Origin of the sequence: Amycolatopsis vastitatis, from assembly GCF_002234595.1 — a bacterium.
GTDB classification, from domain to species: domain Bacteria; phylum Actinomycetota; class Actinomycetes; order Mycobacteriales; family Pseudonocardiaceae; genus Amycolatopsis; species Amycolatopsis vastitatis.
The window spans coordinates 31051-49471 of record NZ_NMUL01000066.1; the positions used below are offsets into that span (position 1 = coordinate 31051).

An 18421-nucleotide genomic window follows, 5' to 3' on the forward strand; every position below is an offset into this window, starting at 1 on the left:
GATCCTTTGCCGACTACACAGGAGTGGTCAAGAAACAACACCGGGATGGATCAGTGCCGACGTCGTGTTAGCGCTAACATTGTCCGGAACCAGACAGCTCGACGGGCCGCCGCGGACCGGCCGCGCTCAGCGCGGGGTGGTGCTCTCGCGGACGACGAGCTCGGCCGGAACGAGGTGGCGGGCGTGGGCGTCCCCGCCGGCCATCCGCTCTTCGAGGAGCCCGAAGGTGCGGCGGCCGACCTCGATGAAGTCCTGGCGCACGGTCGTCAGCGGCGGGGTGAAGTACTCGGCCTCCGGCACGTCGTCGAAGCCGGCGACGTGGACGTCCTCCGGCACCCGGATCCCGGCCTCGGTGAACGCCCGCAGCAGGCCCAGCGCCATCTGGTCGTTGGCCGAGAAGACCGCTTTCAGCCCGCGCTTGCCGACGAGCGCACGGCCCGCCTCGTAGCCCGAACGCGGGCTCCAGTCGCCGCGCACGACCGCGGGGACGCGCAGGCCGCGCCGTTCCAGGGTCTCCCGCCAGCCGCGTTCCCGGTCCCGCGCCTCCAGCCAGTCCTCCGGCCCGGCGAGGTGCCAGACCGTCCGGTGGCCGAGTCCCAGCAGGTGCTCGGTGGCGCGGCGGGCACCGTCGTACTGGTCGACCGAGATGACCGGCACCGGCGCCGCCTCCCCGCCGCCGACCGCCACCAGCGGGATGTCCGAGGGAGCCGCGGCGAGGGCCCGCCCGGCCGTGACGTGCGGGGCGATCACGACGATGCCCTCGACCGCCTGGCGCCGCAGGCTTTCCACCGCGTCGCCGATCGACGTCCGCCCCGGCCGCGTCACGCTGCAGATCGCCACGCCGTAGCCGGCTTCCCGCGCCGCGTTCTCGATGCCGTACAGAGTGCTCGCCGGACCGTACAGATTGGACTCCAGCGCGACCACGCCGAGGGTGCCGGACCGGCCGGTGACCAGCGCCCGCGCGGCGGTGTTGGGCCGGTACCCCAGCTCCTGCACGGCGGCGAGGACCCGCTCGCGGGTTTCCGGGCGCACCGGGCCGCTTTCGTTGACCACGCGCGAGACGGTCATGTGCGAAACGCCGGCCAGGCCGGCGACGTCGGCCAGGCTCGGCTGCCGTGGCCCCGGTAGAGCCGTCCTCGTCTGCTCCCCCGGCTTCGCCCGGTCCACCACCCTGGCCCCCTCCACGTCGTGCCGTCTCACCACGCCCGTGACCGTACCGCCGAATCGCCGCGTACCGGGCGTACCGCGCCGCGTCACCCCCGGCCAGTGGTGTAGACCGCCCGCGGAACGCCGGACGCCTTCACCCCCGGCTTGCGCTCCACTGTGGTCTCGGGCGGAGCCGACGTCGCCGTCGTGGCCACGCTCGTCCACACCGAAGGCACGGTCACGGGCGGTGTCCCGGCCGGTTCCGGCGGCCGCACCGCCGCGGCCACGAGCAGGATCGCCACCACGAGACCGGCGCTCGTCCCAGCCAGCAGCATCGCGTTTCGCCTGTGCATACCGGGTATTGCCCGAAGGCCCCGGTGGTGTTCGGCTCAGCCCGGGGCGAGGCGGACGCAGCAGAAACCCGGGTGCGGGTCCAGCCGGGCCCGCAGGCCGCGCTCGCCCGTGCCGGCGAGCATGCCTTCGACCAGGCCGAGGTTCATCTCGCACACCAGCCGCGTGTGCGTACGGGCGAGCTGGTGGAACGGGCAGTTGCCGAGCAGGACCGCACCGCCCTCGGCGCGCGGCTCGAAGCCGTGTTCTTCGAGTGTGCCGACGATGTCCGGTGCGCCGGCGGCGAGTTCCGCTCCCCGTTCGCGGGCCCGCCTGCCCAGGATCTCCCGGGGCGAGCCGCCGGTTTCGTCGGCCTCTTCCACAGCGGATGCCAGGAGCTGACCGGCCAGTTCGTACTGGCGCTCGGGCAGGGAAACGCTCACCTGCCGGTCGGACCGGCGGTACAGCTTCGCCGGGCGGCCCGCGCCCGGCCCGCTGCGGCCGGTGCGGCGTTCGTGGCCGACCGCCAGCAGCCGTTCGTCCACCAGGCGGTCGAGGTGGAACGCGACGGTCGCGCGGGGCACGCCGAGGGCGGCCGCCACGTCGTCGCGGCTCACCGGCTCGGGCCGGCGGACGACGTACTCGTACAGCCGGCGCCGGGTCGGCTCGTCGAGGGCCGCGACCGCGGCGAGCGCGCCCGCCTGGGGTTCGTGCATCACAGCATTCTAAAACACATCCCTGTTGACGAAAACCCCCGCGGGCTTCTAACGTCGACTTGACTTGATTTTAGAAGGAGGAACCCCGTGACCGTCGATCCCGTCAGCGCACCGGTACCGCTGCGGCACCTCGGTGTCGTCCACGACCGCGACGCCGTCGACCTGCACGCCGCCGAGCGCGCGGTCGCCGACCTGCTGCGGGCGCTCGGCAAGGACCCGGCGTCGGAGCACCTGGGCGACACGCCGCGGCGGGTGGCCCAGGCGTACGCGGAGATGCTGCGGCCGCGCGACTTCCAGCTGACGACGTTCCCGAACGACGAGGGCTACGACGAGCTCGTGCTGGCGAAGAGCATCCCGGTGCAGTCGCTGTGCGAGCACCACCTGCTCCCCTTCCGCGGCGTCGCGCACGTGGGCTACCTGCCCGGCGAGCGGATCCTCGGGCTGTCGAAGCTCGCCCGCGTCGTCGAGCTGTTCGCGCGCGACCTGCAGGTGCAGGAACGGCTGACCAAGCAGGTCGCGGACTGGCTCCAGGAGCACCTCGAGCCCAAGGGCGTCGGCGTGGTGATCGAAGCCGAGCACCTGTGCATGTCGCTGCGCGGGGTGCGGGCGACCGGCGCGCTCACCGTCACGTCGTCGCTGCACGGCCTGCTCCGCGAAGAACCCAAGACGCGGCAGGAGTTCTTCGCGCTGACCGGGGTGAGCGCGTGATGGACTCCTTCGTCATCGTCGGCGCCGGCCTGACCGGCGCGAAGGCCGCCGAAACCCTGCGAGCCGAAGGGTTCACCGGGCGCGTGATCCTCGTCGGCGCCGAACCGGACCTGCCGTACGAGCGGCCGCCGCTGTCGAAGGGCTACCTGCTCGGCCAGGACGACCGGGCGTCGGTCTTCGTCCACGACGAGAAGTGGTACGCCGAGCAGGAGATCGAGGTGCTGACCGGACGGCGCGTCACCGCGCTGGACCGCACCGCCCACGAGATCGAGCTGGCCGGCGGGGAACGCCTCGGCTACACGAAGCTGCTGCTGGCCACGGGCGCCTCGCCACGGCGGCTGCGGGTGCCCGGGAACGACCTGAAGGGCGTCCACTACCTCCGCCGGCTCGCCCACGCCGACCGTCTGCGCGAGGCGCTGGCCTCGGGTGGCCGGGTCGTCGTCACGGGTGCCGGCTGGATCGGCCTGGAGACCGCCGCGGCCGCCCGGCACTACGGCTGCGAGGTGACGGTGGTCGAGCCGGGCCCGGCGCCGCTGCACGCCGCGCTGGGGCCGGAAGTGGGCGGGCTCTTCGCGGACCTGCACCGCCGCCACGGCGTGAAGCTGCGGCTGGGCACCGGGGTGACGGGCTTCGCCGGGGACACCACGGTCTCGGCGGTGCTGACCGACGACGGCGAAATCCCGGCCGACGTGGTCGTGGTCGGCATCGGCGCCCGGCCCGAAACCCAGCTGGCTTCCGACGCCGGACTGGCCGTCGACGACGGCGTCCGCGTGGACGCGGCCCTGCGCACCGAAGACCCGGACGTGTTCGCGGCGGGCGACGTCGCGAGCGTGTGGCAGGAACGCTACGGACGGCGGATCCGCGTCGAGCACTGGGCGGCGGCCACCAACGGCGGCCCGGCGGCGGCGATGTCGATGCTCGGCCGCGGCGCCGGTTACGACGACCTGCCGTACTTCTTCTCCGACCAGTACGACGCGGGCATGGAGTTCACGGGCTGGTTCCCGCCCGGCGGCTACGACCGCGTCGTCACCCGAGGCGACGGCGAGGCGTTCCACGCGTTCTGGCTGGCCGGCGACCGCGTGGTGGCGGGAATGCACGTCAACCAGTGGGACGAGGGTCTCGACGCGGTGCGCGACCTGATCCTCAGTGGCCGGACCGTGGACCCGGACCGGCTCGCCGACCCCGCGCAGCCCCTCAAGAGCTGACCCTGATCGCGGCAGGTCGTGAACGACTCGTTCATCCCGTCCGATGACAGGAACGAGTCGTTCACGACCTGCTCGCGCTCGCGACCGGTCAGTCCTCGCGCCGGTGACGGCCACGCCGCACGCCGGCGAGCGCGCGCACCCGGGTCGCCAGGTCGCCGCGGCGCTCCCGGCGTGCGTATTCCAGCAACGCTTCGGCCTGGTCCTGCGGCAGCCAGCCGCGGTCGGCTCCGGACTCCAGCCGGAGCAGGTGCGTCACCAGCTCGCGGGACTCCTCGTCGTGCTCGCCCGCGCGCTCCGCGAACCGGCTGGCCGCTTCCGCTTCGCCGTCGCACCACGCCGTCATCGCCAGGAGCGTCGCCGTGGCCGTCAGGATGTCGCCGCGGTGGACGCCTCCCTCCGCCGCCAGGTGCTCCGCCAGCTGGAAGCTGCGCGTCCCGACCCCACCCGCCCCTTCCCGGCGCACCGCTTCCGCGAGTGCCCGGATCTGCTGCGTGACATAGTCCCCGCCCGACAACCCCGCCATGCCGTCCCCTCCACCGCGCACGCCAATCCGTGCGTCACCCGATAGGTGTACTCCACCGGCACCCAGATACGTCGAACGCCCCACCCGTTTCGCCCGAACAGTCGGAAAGTCAGCCCGATCGTCCGGGTTCGGAGCGCCGTTGGGACATGTACACCGCCGCCGAGGTACGCCGCTCGACGCCGAGCTTGTGCAGCACCGACGACACGTAGTTCTTCACGGTCTTCTCCGCGAGGAAGAGCCGCTCGGCGATCTGCCGGTTCGTCAGGCCCTCGGCGACGAGGTCGAGCACCCGCCGCTCCTGCGGGCTGAGCTGCTCGTACCGCGGGTCCGGGGCCTGGACGTCCTCGCCGCGCAGCTTGTTCATCACCGACGCGGTGAGCGTGACGTCCAGCAGCGAGCCGCCGGCGGCGACCGTGCGGACGGCCTCCACCAGGGACCGGCCGGAGACCTGCTTCAGCATGTACCCGGCCGCGCCCGCCATGATCGCGCCGAACAGCGCCTCGTCGTCCGAGTAGGACGTGAGCATCAGGCACGCGGGCGGCGGGTCCAGAGTGGACCGGATGTCGCGGCAGACCTCCACCCCCTGGCCGTCGGGCAGCCGGACGTCGAGGATCGCCACGTCCGGGCGGGCCTGGGGGATGCGGACCAGCGCCTCGGCCGCCGTGCCGGCCTCCCCGACCACCTCGATGTCCGGTTCGGGCTCGAAGACGGTCTTCAGCCCGGTCCGGACCAGCTCGTGGTCGTCCAGCAGGAACACCGCGATCGTCATCGTTCCCTCCGCTGTTCGCCGGTCCGCGCCGGCAGCTCCGCGGTCCACTCCAGCCGCGCGCCGCCACCGTCCTCGGCGGTCAGCACGCAGGTGCCGCCCCACCGGGCCGCGCGGGCGGCCAGGTTGCCGAGCCCGCTCACCCGGTCCCGTTCCGGCGGCGGGCCGATCCCGTCGTCGTGCACCACCAGGCCCAGCCGGCGGCCGAGCCCGTCCACCGTCACCTCGACCGAGCACGACGTCGCCCAGGCGTGGCGCGCGACGTTCGTCAGCGCTTCGCGCAGGGACGCGATCAGGTCGGAGCGGACGGCTTCCGGCACCGCGGCGTCCAGCGGTCCGTCGAAGCCGACGCGCGGTTCGAAGCCCAGCGCGTCGCGGGCGTCCACGGCCACTCGCAGCAGCTCCGCGCGGAGGCTACCCTGCGCCTGCGCGGGCGCCTGCAGCGAAAAGATGCTGTTGCGGATCTCGCGGATCGTGCCGTCGAGGTCCTGGGCGAACCCGGCGACGCGCGCCGCGACCCCTTCGTCGGCGATCAGCCTGCTGATCCCCTCCAGCCCGAGCCCGGTCGCGAACAGCCGCTGGATCACCAGGTCGTGCAGGTCGCGGGCGATCCGGTCGCGGTCGGAGAACACCGCCAGCTGCTGCCGCGCCTCCTGCGCCCGGGAGAACTCGACGGCGAGCGCGGCGTGCCCGGCGAACGTCTCGGCCAGCTGGACGTCGGAGCCGGTGAACGGCGACCGGTCGCGGAACTTCGCGACCACCAGCACCCCGAGGGTCTCCTCGCCGACGATCAGCGGCACGGAGATCGCCGAGTCCAGGTCCTTGATCATCGCCGGCATCGCCCCGGCCCGGTCGCGCTGCTGCTCCTGCACGCGTTCGCCGTAGTCGCGGACCACGACCGGGTGGCGGGAGGTGAACGCCATCCCGGTGGCGGTGCCCTCGAGCGGCACGGTCAGTCCGGTGAGCCGGTCGGCGTCCTCACCCGGCGGCTCGACGACGTCGAACACCAGCTGTTCCGGGCCGTCGGGCCGCGCGATCGCGCCCGCGGTCCCGCCGGCGACGACGCGGGCGCGTTCGGCGACCAGCCGGAGCGTGCCGTGCAGGTCCTCCGCCGCGAGCAGGGCCCTGGTGACGTCGTAGGACGCCTCGAGCCAGCGTTCGCGGCGGCGCATCTGGTCGACGAGCAGGGCTTTTTCGACGGCCATCCCGGTCGCCGCGGTGAGCGCGCCCAGCACCTCGCGCTCGCGGCGGCCGAACTCGCCGCCGTCGCCGGGCTCGACCGCGAGGGTCCCGAACGTCCGCGTGCCCGCGCGGACCGGCAGCTCGACCGCGCCGGTGCCGGGGTCGCCGGTGCCGTACCGGGCGACGCCGCCCTCGGGCACGTCCAGCCGGCCGCGCCGGGCTCCCAGCAGCTCGCACGTCGCCGTTACCGCGCGGTGCAGCAGGGCCGGCAGCTCCAGCTCGCGGGCGATGCCGCCCACCGCCGCGAGGACCGCCGGCATGCTGATTTCGTCCGCCACGTCCTCCTCGACCCCGCTGGTTCGCCGAATCCCGGGCCTGCCCCGGGCCGTCAAGAGTGCCACAGGCGACTGCCCGTGTCGGCCCAATCCGGTTCGTCCATCCGGGGGGTCGAAGAACGGAGCGGGTTTGTTACTCGGCGTGGCAGGTGACGCGGTGACCGGTGATGTTCTCGGCCGGGATGCGCAGGTACCGGCGGCCGGCGGGGGGCCGGCAGGGGCAGGTGATCTCGCCGAGATCGGCGGCGGCGGACTCCGTGGCGCGCCCGAGCAGGCTGACGTACCACCCGGCGCCGAAGTCGGCGGCGAGCTCGTCGGCTTCGAAGGCGACGACGGCGTCGCGCGCGCCCGCGTAGAGGGGGCTGTCCGCCGGGACGGCGAAGACCACGGCGTCGTCGACGACGGCGAAGCGCACCGGGCGCACCGCGGGCATCGCCCGGTGGGTGAAAATCACCCGTCCGAGGGTCGCCGATCGAAGCAAGGCGAGGCACTGCTGCCGGTCCAGCAGCAGCCCGAAGCCCACGTCGTCCACCATCGTGTACCTGTGTTTCTCCTGTGAAATACCCGGCCACCAGCGTGATCGGTTCGCCTGGAGCCTCGATAGGGCCGTTAGGCCCGGCCACCGCGACGGCGGCGGCGCACCCACGCCGAGGCGCCGGGCGCCAGGGCCGGAAGACCCGGATCAAGGCGGCCGGCCGGCCGGTGTGACGGCCACGCGGCGTGACCTAGCGTCGTGACTGTCCGTCGCCGGGAAAGTGGAGAAAGGGGTGAGGCCGATGCCGCCGCACTCCGCCGGGGGCGACCGCCCGCCCGCGGCGACGTTCAGGGTCGACCCGGCACTCGTCCGGTCGGCGATCCGGGGCAACCGCGCCGCGGTGAGCGGCCTGCTGAGCACGCTGCGGCCGGTGGTGTTCCGCTACTGCCTCGGCCGGCTCCGCGCGTGGCAGGACGGTTCGTCCGACGCCGAGGACTGCGCGCAGGACGTGCTGATGGCGATCGTGCGCGCACTGCCCGGCTACCGCCATGACGCCGAGGCCTTCCTGCCGTTCGTCTTCGGCATCGCCGCGCACAAGGTGTCCGACTTCCACCGGCAGCGGGCACGGGACCGCACCAGCCCGGTCGCCGAACCACCCGCGGACCGGTGGGTGGGCGCGGACCCGACGGGCGAGGAGGTCGAGCGCTCCGCCGCGCTCGACTGGTCGGCCGGGCTGCTCGACTCGCTTCCGCCGCGCCAGCGCGAAATCCTGGTGCTGCGCATCATCCTCGGCCTTTCGGCCGAAGAGACGGCCACCGCGGTCGGCCTCAGCAGTGCCGGCGCGGTCCGCGTCGCCCAGCACCGCGCGCTCACCACCTTGCGGCACGGCCTCCTCGCGCAGAAACGCGCTTCTTGATCCGCGACCCGGCGACGTGAATGACTCATTCATGGCGCCGGACGACATGAATGAGTCATTCACGTCGTCCGCTCGGCCCACGGGCATTCCCCACGCCTCACTGAGGGATACGGTCGCGGGTTCGGATCGGTTCAAAGTTTCTCCGGCGAACTTCACCACCCGGAAAACCCCCTGGTCACAGCCCTGCACTCCGCCGACGACCGGAGGCCGCGACGGGACACCGGCGGCGACCGGCCGGGCCCGCCGCACCCGGGCGCAATTCTTCGGCAATTCCCGGCGACCTTTCCTCGCCCCGCTTGGCTACGGAGACCGAATCCTGCCCTGACGGTTCGTGATGGGCAGAAATACCTTCTTGCCCGGTGTCAAGCCCCCGTGTAGGTTCCATCACGGAACGATAACCAGCCGGTTGACGGCGCGGCCGCGGGCAGGTGGCCGCGCGCCCACTGATGTCGGGTCAGTGGACCAGCCGGGAATCGATCCGTGCCGACCCAATACCCGCTGCAATACCCGCTGCAATCCCTGCTAGGACCGAACCTGCCGGGAACGAGCCTGGGCTCGTCCCGTTCAGTGTCGTGCCTTCCCGCCAGCCCGACACCCCGGAGGAACTTCCCATGTCCCGCACCCAAGGGCGCCATCGGCTGTCCCGTCGCACGAAGATCGCGACCGGCAGTCTCGCCCTCGCCATCGCGGTCGGCGGCATCGTCGTCGCGACGACCACCGGCAACACCGGTGAGGCCAGTGCCGACGAGGCGAACCCCGCGTTCTTCGTCGACATCCTCAAGGTGAAGCCGAACCAGTTCGACCCGCGGCCGGTCACCGGCGCGTCGACGGGCACGTTCACCGTGGACTGCGGCCGCAACGAGAACCAGCACTTCAACCCCGACAACTTCATCGCCCAGCCCGGCGTCCGCAACGGCGCCCAGCACCTGCACGACTACGTCGGCAACCTCTCCACCAACGCCGACTCCAACAACAAGAGCCTCCTCAAGGCCGGCACCACCTGCCGCAACGGCGACAAGTCCGCCTACTTCTGGCCGGTCGTCCGCATCGACACCGGCGAAGAGGAGAAGAACGAGCCCGCCAAGAAACCCGACGGCGACCGGGCCCAGTCCGACCAGGAGGCGAAGACCGTCCAGGTCTCGTGCCCCGACGTCGCCAGCAAGCTCACCGACATCCCCGACCAGGCGATGGCGGAGGTCGACAGCAACCTCGACCAGCTCGACACGCAGGCCGACGAGGCCAACAGGCGCATCGCGGCGACACAGGGCCAGGGCGGCCCGGACTTCGTGCGCAACGCGATCCTGAGCCCGCTCAAGGACCGGCGCGCCGCGATCATCGACCGGATCGCCATCGCGATCGGCCGGTTCGCGCCGAGGCCGGGTGACCTGGGCGGCCTGGCGCCGTGCACGACGAAGCCGGGCAAGGACACCGGAACGCCCACCCCGCCGCCGAGCACCACTGCCGGGGGCGCGCTGCCGGGCCAGGACGAGAACAACGAGCTGCCCGGCAACGACGGCAAGATCCTGCGGCCGCAGCGGGTGCAGATCACCTTCCGCGGCAGCCCGGTCGGCAAGGTCGTGGCGATGCCGCGCTTCCTGCGCGTGCTCTACGGCGACGCGAAGGTGTCGACCAACGGGCCCGCCAACGCCCGGGCGAGCTGGACGTGCACCGGGTTCGAGAACCGCGTCACCGACAAGTACCCGATCTGCCCGCAGAACAGCAAGGTCAAGCGCATCCACACGTTCCCGAGCTGCTGGGACGGGAAGAACACCGACAGCGCCAACCACCGCACGCACATCGTGTTCCCGGACCAGTTCGGCCGGTGCGCCAAGGGGTTCAAGGCCGTGCCGCAGCTGCAGATCTCGCTGACCTACGACATCCCGCACGACATCCAGGTGAAGAAGCAGTACAAAGTGGACGCTTTCCCGCAGGAGAAGCACAACCCGGGTTCCGACCACGACGACTTCGCCAACGTGATGTCGCAGCGGATCATGAACGGCCTGGTCAACTGCGTCAACCGCGGACGGGCCTGCCGGGCGTGACCCGGTTCCGGCGGCGCGCCCGGGGATGGCGCGCCGCCGGCCTCGCGGGTTGGATGACGGACATGGTCACCGGTGACGAAGTCCGCGCGTTCGCGGCCACCCTGCCCCGCGCTTACGAGGCGTACGTGCGGGACCAGGTCAAGTTCCGGATCGGGCAGATCGTCTTCCTCGCGCTGTCCCCGGACGAAACCCTGATGGGCTTCGCCTATCCCCGCGAGCAGCGGGAAGCGCTGGTGGCGGGCGAACCGGAGAAGTTCCTGATGCCCGAGCCGCGGGACCTGCGCTACCAGTGGGTCCGCTGCCGCCTGGCGGCGATCGATCCGGCCGAGCTGCGCGAGCTCGTCGTGGACGCCTGGCGGATGTGCGTCCCGAAGAAGGTCTGGACCGAGTACCTGAAGACCCACCCGCTCAGCGACTGACCGCCTCGCGCTCGGCCGCCGCGAGCGCGTCTTCCGTCACCCCGAAGAGCCCGGCCACCACCCCCAGGGCCGGCACGCCCATCAGCACGAACACCGCGTGCAGGCCGGCCGCCTGCGCGATCGCGCCGCCGGCCAGGGCGCCGAGGGACTTGGTGCCCCAGGCGACGAGCCGGTGGCTGCTGTTGAGCCTGCCGAGCAACCGGTCGGGCGTGAGCCGCTGGCGCAGCGACACCATCACGACGTTCGACACCAGGAGTCCCACGCCGCCGGCGAAGAACACCACCCCGACCGCGTACGGGTCCGCTGTCACCGCGAGCACGCCGACCGTGAGGCCGCCGGCGAGCCACGACACCCACAGCGCGCGCACACGGCCGAGCCGGCGTTCGACCGGCTCGGCGAGGACCGACCCGGCCAGGCTGCCCGCGGCGATGCTCGCCATCAGCAGCCCGAAGGCCGGCGCGGACAGGCCCATCGCCGATCCGGGGCCGACCGCGTGGAGGACGAGGACGGCGAACGCGGCGCCGGTGGCGAAGTTGAACGTGCCGACCATGACGGTGAACGTCCGCAGGATCTTGTGGTGCCAGAGGAACCGCAGCCCTTCGGCGATGTCCGCGCGCAGCGTGGTTCGCCCGTCGCGGGGAACGCGGTACGAGCCGCGTGCCAGCAGCAGGGTCGCGACGGCCGCCGCCCACAGCGCCACCGGCGTGCCGAACGCGGCTCCGGCACCGGCCGCGGCCAGCAGCCCGGCCAGCGGCGGGCCGGCGAACTCGTTGGCGGTCTGCTCGACGGCGTACATCCGGCCGTTGGCGCGCGCCAGCCGGGTCCGGCCGACGACCTGCGGCACGATCGACTGCGCCGCGGTGTCGTAGACGGTCTCGGCGGACCCGGCCCCGAGCGCGACGACGTACAGCGCCCAGATCGATCCCCCGCCTAGGACGGTCAGAAGCAGCACCCCGGCCAGCAGCCCGCCGCGGAGGACGTTCGCGGTGAGCATGGCGCGCCGGCGGTCGAGCCGGTCGACGAGCGCGCCGGCGGGCAGCGCGAAGAGCAGCCACGGCAGGCTGAAGGCGAAGGCCAGGCCCGCGATGAGCACCGGCGAGCGCGTGTAGTTCACCGCGACCAGCGGCAGGGCGACCTTCAGGACGCCGTCGGCGAGGCTCGACAGGCCGGCGGCGGACCACAGCCGCCAGTAGGTACCCCCGAGTCCGCTCACCTGATCGAGGATCGCACATCGATGGACTTTTCTCCATCGATGGAGCGATCGACTACGCTCCGTTCATGACCGAACCCCGCCGTCGCCGGCCCGCCACCCCCGAAGAGGCGAAGGCGCTCGGCCACCCCCTGCGGCTGCGCATCATGCGGCTGTGCCTGGTCGACGAGCTGACGAACAAGCAGCTGGCCGACCGCCTCGGCCGCGATCCCGGCACGGTCCTGCACCACGTGCGGCAGCTGGTGGCCGCGGGCCTCCTGGAGCCGGCCCCGGTCCGCACCGGCCCGAGCGGCGCGCTGGAGAAGCCCTACCGCTCGAACAACGAGACGTGGTGGCTGGACGGCCCCCTGGCGGGCGCGGACGCCGAGACGCGGTTCGCACCCGTCGAGATCTTCCAGGAGGAGCTGCGCGAGGCGGGCCCGGACTCGGTGGCGGTGTACGAGAAGTTCCTGCTGCACCTGTCCCCCGACGAGGTGGAGGAGCTCGACCGCCGGATCCTGGCGGTGCTGGACGAGTACGTGGCGACCGACCACGAGCGCCCCGGCCGCCCGGCGGTCGGCGGGATCTTCGTGCTGCACCACGTCAAGCGCGACCACGACGGCTGAGGTGGCACCGGCCGCCGGGACGCGAACGGGCCCCTGTCCGGGGGAGGTGGACAGGGGCCCGTCGGTTTCAGGCGGTCACCGCGTCAGTGGTTCACCTTGAACCACGGCTGCGCCCAGCCGAGGTAGGTCTGGCCCCAGGTGCTCTTGATCGTCGCGATCGTGGTCTTGCCGTAGCTGCCCGGGCCGTTGATGTCGTTCGACAGGAACTCGCCGCCGCCGATCGAGATCATCGTGTGGCCGGAGCCGCCGTTGGAGAAGAACGCCAGACCGCCGGCCGGGACCTGGTAGTCACCCGGGTGCTTCAGCGAGGACGGGATCTGCGTCCAGTGGATGTAGGCGGTGTCCGAGCCGGACGCGGAGAAGCCGTAGTTCTGCGCGTTGATGCGGTCGCACCAGCGGTAGTAGGCCGGGTCGTTGGCGCTGTGCACGCGGGTCTTGGCGTAGGCGACCGCCTCCGCGCAGGTCCGGTGGTCCCCGAGGCCCGAGGTGGAGCAGGTCTGCGTCGTGCCGTCGCAGTCCGGGGCCACGCGGCCGTCCGAGCCGGTGTAGACGTAGGCGTCGCTGATGTAGCCGTTGCCCACCTTGTCCCAGATGTCGCTCGTGCCGTACTTGCCGTCGACCGTCGACCCGTTGGTCTGGCAGCTGATGGTCACCGCGGTGCCGTCGGCGATGCTGCCGACCGAGCTCCCGGACGTGCTCGGAGTGGAACGCACGGTCAGCGCCGCGCCGGAGTCGGTGTGGACCGTTCCCGTCGCCGCGAATGCCGGGCTCGCCCCGACGACCGCGATCGCCGCGGCGATGCCGGCCACCCCGGCCACGCGCTTCACGATGCCCATTTTCATGCTTCCGTCCTCCAGTTTTCGATGTGCCCACAGCGTGGCTGCCACCGGTACAAGGCACGTACAAACGGCGGCCGGGCTTCTGGAGAAACGGCAAAAAGGACGGAACCCCGCCGGCTCACGGGGATTCGGCGGGGTTCCGGTGACCGGGGAGTTCAGGCCAGGTACTCGGCCGCGGCGCGCAGGCTGACGTAGGAGCCGCCGAACGTGTCGATCCGCGGGCCGCCCCCGTCGTCGGGGCCCGGCACCCCGGTCTCGACGCGGATGAAGTCCACAGTGGACAATGCCGCGAGCAGGGCCCGCACCCGCGGGTGCCGGTGCGCCTCCCGCGTGACCACGACGACGCTGCGGAACCCCCGTGCCGCTTCGAGCACCGCTTCGGCGTCGTCGGGCGTCACGGTGAGGGCGCGCGTGCCCGGCACCAGCTCGGCGAGATGCGGGCCGAGGCCCCACGGCATCGGCCCGGCCGCGATGGTCGGCTCGGTCCGGACGTCGACGACGAGCGGCGGGCCGTCCAGCCGCACTTCACCCCGGATCCGGAGTGCCTTGCGGGCCGCCTCGAGGCCGAGCCGCCGGTCGACCGGGCCGACCTTCGCCGGCGCGGGGCCGGTGCCCAGCGCCGCCGTCCGCGAAGCCGCCTCCTCGAGCCGCTCCAGGGGCAGCTCCCCCGACGACACCGCCGCGACGATCGCCGACGCGGCCGCGTCGAGGGCGTCCGCTTCGAACGCCGCGCCGCCCAGGCACAGCGCGTCCGCGCCCGCTCCGAGGGCCCGCACGGCCGACCGGCCGAGGCCGTCGTGCCGCCCGTACGCCCCGGACACCGCGCCCATCTCGAGGGCGTCGGTGATCACCGCGCCGGCGAAGCCGAGCTCGCCGCGCAGGACGTCGGTGAGCGCCGTCCGGTTGAGCGTGGCCGGTTCGTCGCCCCAGGCCGTCACGACCAGGTGGCCCGACATGATCGAGCGCACGCCGGCCCGGATCGCCGCGGCGAACGGCACCAGCTCGATCTCCCGCAGCTCCGCCGGCGTGCGGGGCAGCACCGGCAGGGCGACGTGCGAGTCCTCGGTCGCCGCGCCGTGGCCGGGAAAGTGCTTGGCGCACGCGGCGACGCCGTACTTCTGCAGGCCCGTGACGTACGCCGCGACGTGCGGCGACGCCTCGCCGGGTCGGACCCGAACGCCCGGACGCCGATGATCGGGTCCTCGGCCGCCAGCGTCAGGTCCGCGCACGGGGCGAGGTTCAGCGTGACGCCGCAGGCCGCCAGGCGTTCGCCGAGCGCGGCGGCGACGGCGGTGGTCAGCTCCGGGTCGTCGGCCGCGCCGAGGGCGAGCGGGCCCGGCACGAACGACCCGGTGTTCACGTCGAGGCGGGTGACGTCGCCCCCTTCCTCGTCGATTCCGATCACGACACCGTCCCGCTCGCCCCGCAGCTGCGCGGTGAGCGCGGCGACCTGCTCGTCGTCGACGACGTTGCGGCCGAAGAGGACCACTCCGCCCATTCCCCCGGCGATCCGGCGGCGCAGCCAGTCCGGCGCGGTCGTCCCGGCGAAGCCGGGCAGGAGGACGGCTTCGGCGAGTTTCCCCGGAGACGGCACCGGCTACCCCTTCACCGCGCCGGCGACCACGCCGGACACGAGCTTGCGCTGCACGAGCAGGAAGAACGCCAAGGCAGGCAGGGCGTAGATCACCGACGCGGCCATCACCCCGCCCCAGTCGGTCGCGAACGCCGTGCGGAACGACGCCAGCCACACCGGCAGCGTTTCCTTCGACTTCTCGGTCATGAACACCAGGGCGAACAGGTACTCGTTCCACGCCGTGATGAAGCTGAACACCGACGTGGTGACCAGCCCGGGCGCGAGCAGCGGCAGCGTCACCCGGCGGAACGCGCCGGTCTGGCTGCAGCCGTCGATCATCGCGGCCTCCTCCAGCTCGTACGGGATCCCGTTGACGAAGCCGTAGAGCATCCAGACCGTGAAGGGCAGCGTGGTCGCGAAGTAGACCAGCAGCAGCGACGGCAGCGTGTTGAGCAGCCCGGCGTCCCGCATCAGCAGGAACAGCGGGAGGAACAGCGCCGACGTCGGGGCCAGCTGCGACACCATGACCAGCAGCAGGAACCCCCGGCGGCCGGTGAAGCGCAGCCGCGACAGCGGGATCGCCGCGAGCGTCCCGGCGACCAGGGCGCAGAGCACCGCGCCGACCGTGACGATCAAGCTGTTGAGCAGGTACGTCGGGAAGTTGTCCCGGGCCAGCGCGGTGGCGAAGTTGCCGAACGAGAACGACGTCGGGATCAGGTCGTACTTGGGCGAGAGGATCTGGCCCGGCGTCCTCAGCGACGTGACGAACATCCAGTACGTCGGGAAGAAGATCAGCAACGCCACGACCAGGCCCACGACCGAGAGCGCGATCCGCTGCGACAGTGGCTTCCTCACTTGAGACCACCTTCCGGGGTCCGGACGAGCAGCTGGATGTACCGGCCCGTGATGAGCGCGAGCAGGATCAGCATCAGCGTCGCGATGGCGGCCGCCGCGCCGAAGTGGTTGCCCGCGATGCCCTTGAGGTAGAGCACGACGGCCAGCGTGGTGCTCTCGCCGTCGGGGCCGCCCTCGCGGATCGCCCAGATCTGGGCGAAGGCGTTGAAGTCCCACAGCACCGACAGGAACGTCACCATCGTGGTGATCGCCCGGATGCTGGGCCAGGTGACCGCGCGGAACGTCTGCCACGGCCCGGCGCCGTCCATGCCGGCCGCCTCGTACTGCTCCTGCGGGACGCCGACGAGGCCCGCGTAGAGCGAGAACGTCACGAAGGGCACGGCCTGCCACACGATGAGCAGCCCGATCACGGTGAGTGTGCTGGCTCCGCTGGAGAACCACGAGAACCCGATGAAGCCGGAGAACCCGAGCCGGTCGAGGGTCTTGTTGAGGATGCCGTACTGCTCGTCGAAGATCCACTGGAACACCGTGGTCGTGGCGATCACCGGCGTGGCCCAGGCCAGGATCAGCGTCACCTGCAGCGTGGTCCGCACGACCGGGCCGAGGTGGCGCATGAGCACCGCGAGCAGGAGGCCGCCGAGGATGGTGGCGGCCACGAGAGCCGCGGTGAACACCAGCGTCCGGACCGTGATCGTCCAGAACTCCGGGTCCGCCAGGGTGTTCGTGTAGTTGCCGAGCCCGACCCAGACGGTCTTGCCGGACATCAGCTGGCCGATGTCGAGCTTGCGGAGGCTGATGCCGATCACCTGGATCAGCGGCCAGGCGAGCAGGACGAGGATGGCGGCGAGGGCGGGCAGGAGGAGCAGGTACGGGAGCATCCGGTCGCCGAGCCGGCCCCGCCTGCGCTTCCCGGCCTGGGCGGCGCGCGGCGATGCCGGCGGGATCTCCCCCGCCGGCATCGTCACATTCGCGGTCGCGGTCATCCGCCGATGAGCTTGTTCAGGGCCGCGTCGGCGTCGGCGGTCGCCTGGTCGATCGTCTTCTTGCCGGTCAGGTACGCGGTCAGCATGTCCTTGACGGGGTTCTGGCCGGACTCGACGTCACCCCACTTCGGGCTGGCCGGCACGGCCTTGCCGTTGGCCGAGGACTTCGCCATCACACTGCCCAGCGGGTCCTTGTCCAGACCGGTCAGGTCGGTCGACGCGCCGGGCACGACGCCCGCGGCGGCGAGCTGGCTCTGGTACTTCGCGCTGGAGAGCAGCTTGATGTACTCCTTGGCCGCGGCCACGTTCTTGCTGTTGGCCGGGATCGCCAGGTTGGAGCCGCCGAGGAACACCGGGGCGCTCTGGCCCGCGGTCTTGCTCGGGATGGCGAACGCGCCGGTCTTGGCGGTCAGGCTCGGGTCGGTCTTCGCCGCGGTCGGCAGCTCCCACGGCAGGCCGATCATCATGGCCACCTTGCCCGCGCCGTAGATGGTCGCCTGCTGGGGCTTGGCCTCGTCGGCGTCCTTCGGCGCCTTGGTGCCGGAGGTGTCGACGAGCTTCTTGTAGAAGTCCAGGCCGGCCTTGGCTTCCGGCGTCTCGAGGGTCGCCTTGTAGTTCTTGCCGTCGGCCTTGGCGATGTCACCGCCGTTGTCCCAGATGAACGACAGCAGCGCGTACCAGTTCTGGCCCGGCATGTAGAGCGCCTGGAACTCGGGGTCGGAGCCGAACTTCGCCTTCAGCTTGCCGATCGCGTCGAGCCACTCGTCGTTCGACGTCGGCGTCTTGGCGATGCCGGCCTGCTCGAACATGTCCTTGCGGTAGATGACTTCGCGGTTGGCCGCGTAGAACGGGACGCCGTACACCTTGCCGTTGTAGGCGCCGGAGTCGGCGAGGCCCTTCAGCCACTGCGAACCGTTGAAGCTGTCCTTGTCGGCGGTCAGGTCGGTCAGCACACCTTCCTGCGCGGCGAACGACGCGGTCTGCGTGTTGCCGACCTCGATGACGTCCGGCGGGTTGCCGCTGGCCAGCGCGGCGGTCAGCTTCTGCTGGATGCCGTCCCACTGCTGGACTTCGTACTTGACCTTGACCCCGGGGTGCGCGCCCTCGAACTCCTTGTTGAGCGCGTCGGTCAGGGTGCTCGGCGCGGACCCGGTCATCAGCCAGACCGTGACGGTGCCGCTGAGCGGTGCATTGCCGCTCGACGAGGCCGCGGTGTCCGAGCCGCTGGAGCCCGCGCAGCCTGCGGTCGCGAGGGTGAGTGCGGCGGCGCCCGCCGCCAGCTTGAGCCAGCGTTTCACTCGATGCCGTCCTTTCCATGCCCGGCCACCGAAGCCGGGCGCCCCAAATGGTGTAGACCAATGTTGGGGTTAGAGTGGTACGTACCACAGGCCCTGTCAAGGCGGTTGCCGGAACGTTGTAAACGCACCGGGCACTCTGACCGCGCGTAGCCGGACGGTCACCGGAGACGCTCCGGCGGTCGCCAGAAGTCGTCCCGGTAGGAGGGTGTCCGGAACGTTTTTCACCGGCGGGCGGGGCAAAATCGGTGCGCGCCCGTTCCTTGACACGACGAAAGCCGCCCCGGGAAAGACTTCC

18 protein-coding genes and 1 pseudogene are annotated in these 18421 nt (G+C 71.9%); 6 read left to right on the top strand and 13 right to left on the bottom strand.

Going from position 1 to position 18421, the window contains the following annotated elements; genetic code table 11:
- Nucleotides 1-126: 126 nt before the first annotated feature.
- From CF165_RS44215 to CF165_RS44225, 3 genes are all read right to left on the bottom strand, one after another.
- A complete protein-coding gene (locus CF165_RS44215; protein WP_093953581.1) occupies nucleotides 127-1170 on the bottom strand; it encodes a LacI family DNA-binding transcriptional regulator in 1044 nt (347 codons plus the stop codon).
- A gap of 83 nt (nucleotides 1171-1253) precedes the next feature.
- Nucleotides 1254-1499 carry a hypothetical protein gene (locus tag CF165_RS44220; protein WP_143268825.1) on the bottom strand — a complete coding sequence of 82 codons (246 nt, stop codon included), beginning with the start codon at nucleotides 1497-1499 and terminating at the stop codon, nucleotides 1254-1256.
- 36 nt (nucleotides 1500-1535) lie between these two features.
- Nucleotides 1536-2192, bottom strand: coding sequence for a helix-turn-helix transcriptional regulator (locus tag CF165_RS44225; RefSeq protein WP_205661164.1), 657 nt, complete (start codon nucleotides 2190-2192; stop codon nucleotides 1536-1538).
- An 87-nt stretch (nucleotides 2193-2279) separates the two neighbouring features.
- Between CF165_RS44225 and folE the strand changes: the two genes are divergently transcribed.
- Nucleotides 2280-2900 carry a GTP cyclohydrolase I FolE gene (folE, locus tag CF165_RS44230; RefSeq protein ID WP_093953584.1) on the top strand — a complete coding sequence of 207 codons (621 nt, stop codon included), beginning with the start codon at nucleotides 2280-2282 and terminating at the stop codon, nucleotides 2898-2900.
- A complete protein-coding gene (locus CF165_RS44235; protein WP_205661165.1) occupies nucleotides 2900-4105 on the top strand; it encodes an NAD(P)/FAD-dependent oxidoreductase in 1206 nt (401 codons plus the stop codon). The genes folE and CF165_RS44235 overlap by 1 nt, the downstream gene beginning before the upstream one ends.
- Before the next feature lie 88 nt (nucleotides 4106-4193).
- Here the strand turns inward: CF165_RS44235 and CF165_RS44240 are convergent, their stop codons facing one another.
- From CF165_RS44240 to CF165_RS44255, 4 genes are all read right to left on the bottom strand, one after another.
- Entirely contained in the window at nucleotides 4194-4628 is a 435-nt protein-coding gene (locus CF165_RS44240) for a hypothetical protein (protein ID WP_093953586.1), read from the bottom strand.
- Nucleotides 4629-4737: 109 nt separating this feature from the next.
- Nucleotides 4738-5397 carry a response regulator gene (locus CF165_RS44245; protein WP_093953587.1) on the bottom strand — a complete coding sequence of 220 codons (660 nt, stop codon included), beginning with the start codon at nucleotides 5395-5397 and terminating at the stop codon, nucleotides 4738-4740.
- Nucleotides 5394-6896, bottom strand: coding sequence for a GAF domain-containing sensor histidine kinase (locus CF165_RS44250; protein WP_093953634.1), 1503 nt, complete (start codon nucleotides 6894-6896; stop codon nucleotides 5394-5396). Before CF165_RS44250 ends, CF165_RS44245 begins: the two co-directional genes overlap by 4 nt.
- Nucleotides 6897-7044: 148 nt before the next feature.
- Nucleotides 7045-7446, bottom strand: a complete 402-nt coding sequence (locus CF165_RS44255) for a pyridoxamine 5'-phosphate oxidase family protein (protein WP_093953588.1) — start codon at nucleotides 7444-7446, stop codon at nucleotides 7045-7047.
- Nucleotides 7447-7687: 241 nt separating this feature from the next.
- Here CF165_RS44255 and CF165_RS44260 point away from each other — a divergent pair, with 241 nt between their 5' ends.
- The 3 genes from CF165_RS44260 (at nucleotide 7688) to CF165_RS44270 (ending at nucleotide 10763) form a co-directional block, all read left to right on the top strand.
- The gene (locus CF165_RS44260; protein WP_205661166.1) at nucleotides 7688-8302 is read left to right on the top strand and encodes a sigma-70 family RNA polymerase sigma factor; all 615 of its coding nucleotides are present in this window, start codon (nucleotides 7688-7690) and stop codon (nucleotides 8300-8302) included.
- A gap of 611 nt (nucleotides 8303-8913) precedes the next feature.
- Nucleotides 8914-10344, top strand: coding sequence for a DUF1996 domain-containing protein (locus CF165_RS44265; protein WP_093953590.1), 1431 nt, complete (start codon nucleotides 8914-8916; stop codon nucleotides 10342-10344).
- 62 nt (nucleotides 10345-10406) lie between these two features.
- Complete coding sequence (locus tag CF165_RS44270) at nucleotides 10407-10763, top strand: MmcQ/YjbR family DNA-binding protein (protein ID WP_093953635.1); 357 nt, start codon at nucleotides 10407-10409, stop codon at nucleotides 10761-10763.
- On the opposite strand, the gene CF165_RS44275 is transcribed toward CF165_RS44270, so the two are convergent.
- Nucleotides 10753-11976: an MFS transporter gene (locus CF165_RS44275; protein WP_093953591.1), complete on the bottom strand. Its 1224-nt coding sequence runs from the start codon at nucleotides 11974-11976 to the stop codon at nucleotides 10753-10755. The two genes, CF165_RS44270 and CF165_RS44275, sit on opposite strands and share 11 nt — an antisense overlap.
- Before the next feature lie 65 nt (nucleotides 11977-12041).
- Here CF165_RS44275 and CF165_RS44280 point away from each other — a divergent pair, with 65 nt between their 5' ends.
- Nucleotides 12042-12578 carry an ArsR/SmtB family transcription factor gene (locus CF165_RS44280; protein WP_093953592.1) on the top strand — a complete coding sequence of 179 codons (537 nt, stop codon included), beginning with the start codon at nucleotides 12042-12044 and terminating at the stop codon, nucleotides 12576-12578.
- Between the two features lie 83 nt (nucleotides 12579-12661).
- Here CF165_RS44280 and CF165_RS44285 read toward each other — a convergent pair whose 3' ends face one another.
- From CF165_RS44285 to CF165_RS44305, 5 genes and pseudogenes are all read right to left on the bottom strand, one after another.
- On the bottom strand, nucleotides 12662-13420 hold the full coding sequence (locus CF165_RS44285; protein WP_093953593.1) for an SH3 domain-containing protein: 759 nt from the start codon (nucleotides 13418-13420) through the stop codon (nucleotides 12662-12664).
- A gap of 152 nt (nucleotides 13421-13572) precedes the next feature.
- A pseudogene (locus CF165_RS44290) lies at nucleotides 13573-14915 on the bottom strand (glycoside hydrolase family 3 protein).
- Between the two features lie 99 nt (nucleotides 14916-15014).
- Nucleotides 15015-15845, bottom strand: a complete 831-nt coding sequence (locus tag CF165_RS44295; RefSeq protein ID WP_093953594.1) for a carbohydrate ABC transporter permease — start codon at nucleotides 15843-15845, stop codon at nucleotides 15015-15017.
- Nucleotides 15842-16828: a carbohydrate ABC transporter permease gene (locus CF165_RS44300; RefSeq protein WP_093953595.1), complete on the bottom strand. Its 987-nt coding sequence runs from the start codon at nucleotides 16826-16828 to the stop codon at nucleotides 15842-15844. Before CF165_RS44300 ends, CF165_RS44295 begins: the two co-directional genes overlap by 4 nt.
- Nucleotides 16825-18126, bottom strand: coding sequence for an extracellular solute-binding protein (locus CF165_RS44305; RefSeq protein WP_093953596.1), 1302 nt, complete (start codon nucleotides 18124-18126; stop codon nucleotides 16825-16827). Before CF165_RS44305 ends, CF165_RS44300 begins: the two co-directional genes overlap by 4 nt.
- Nucleotides 18127-18421: the final 295 nt, after the last annotated feature.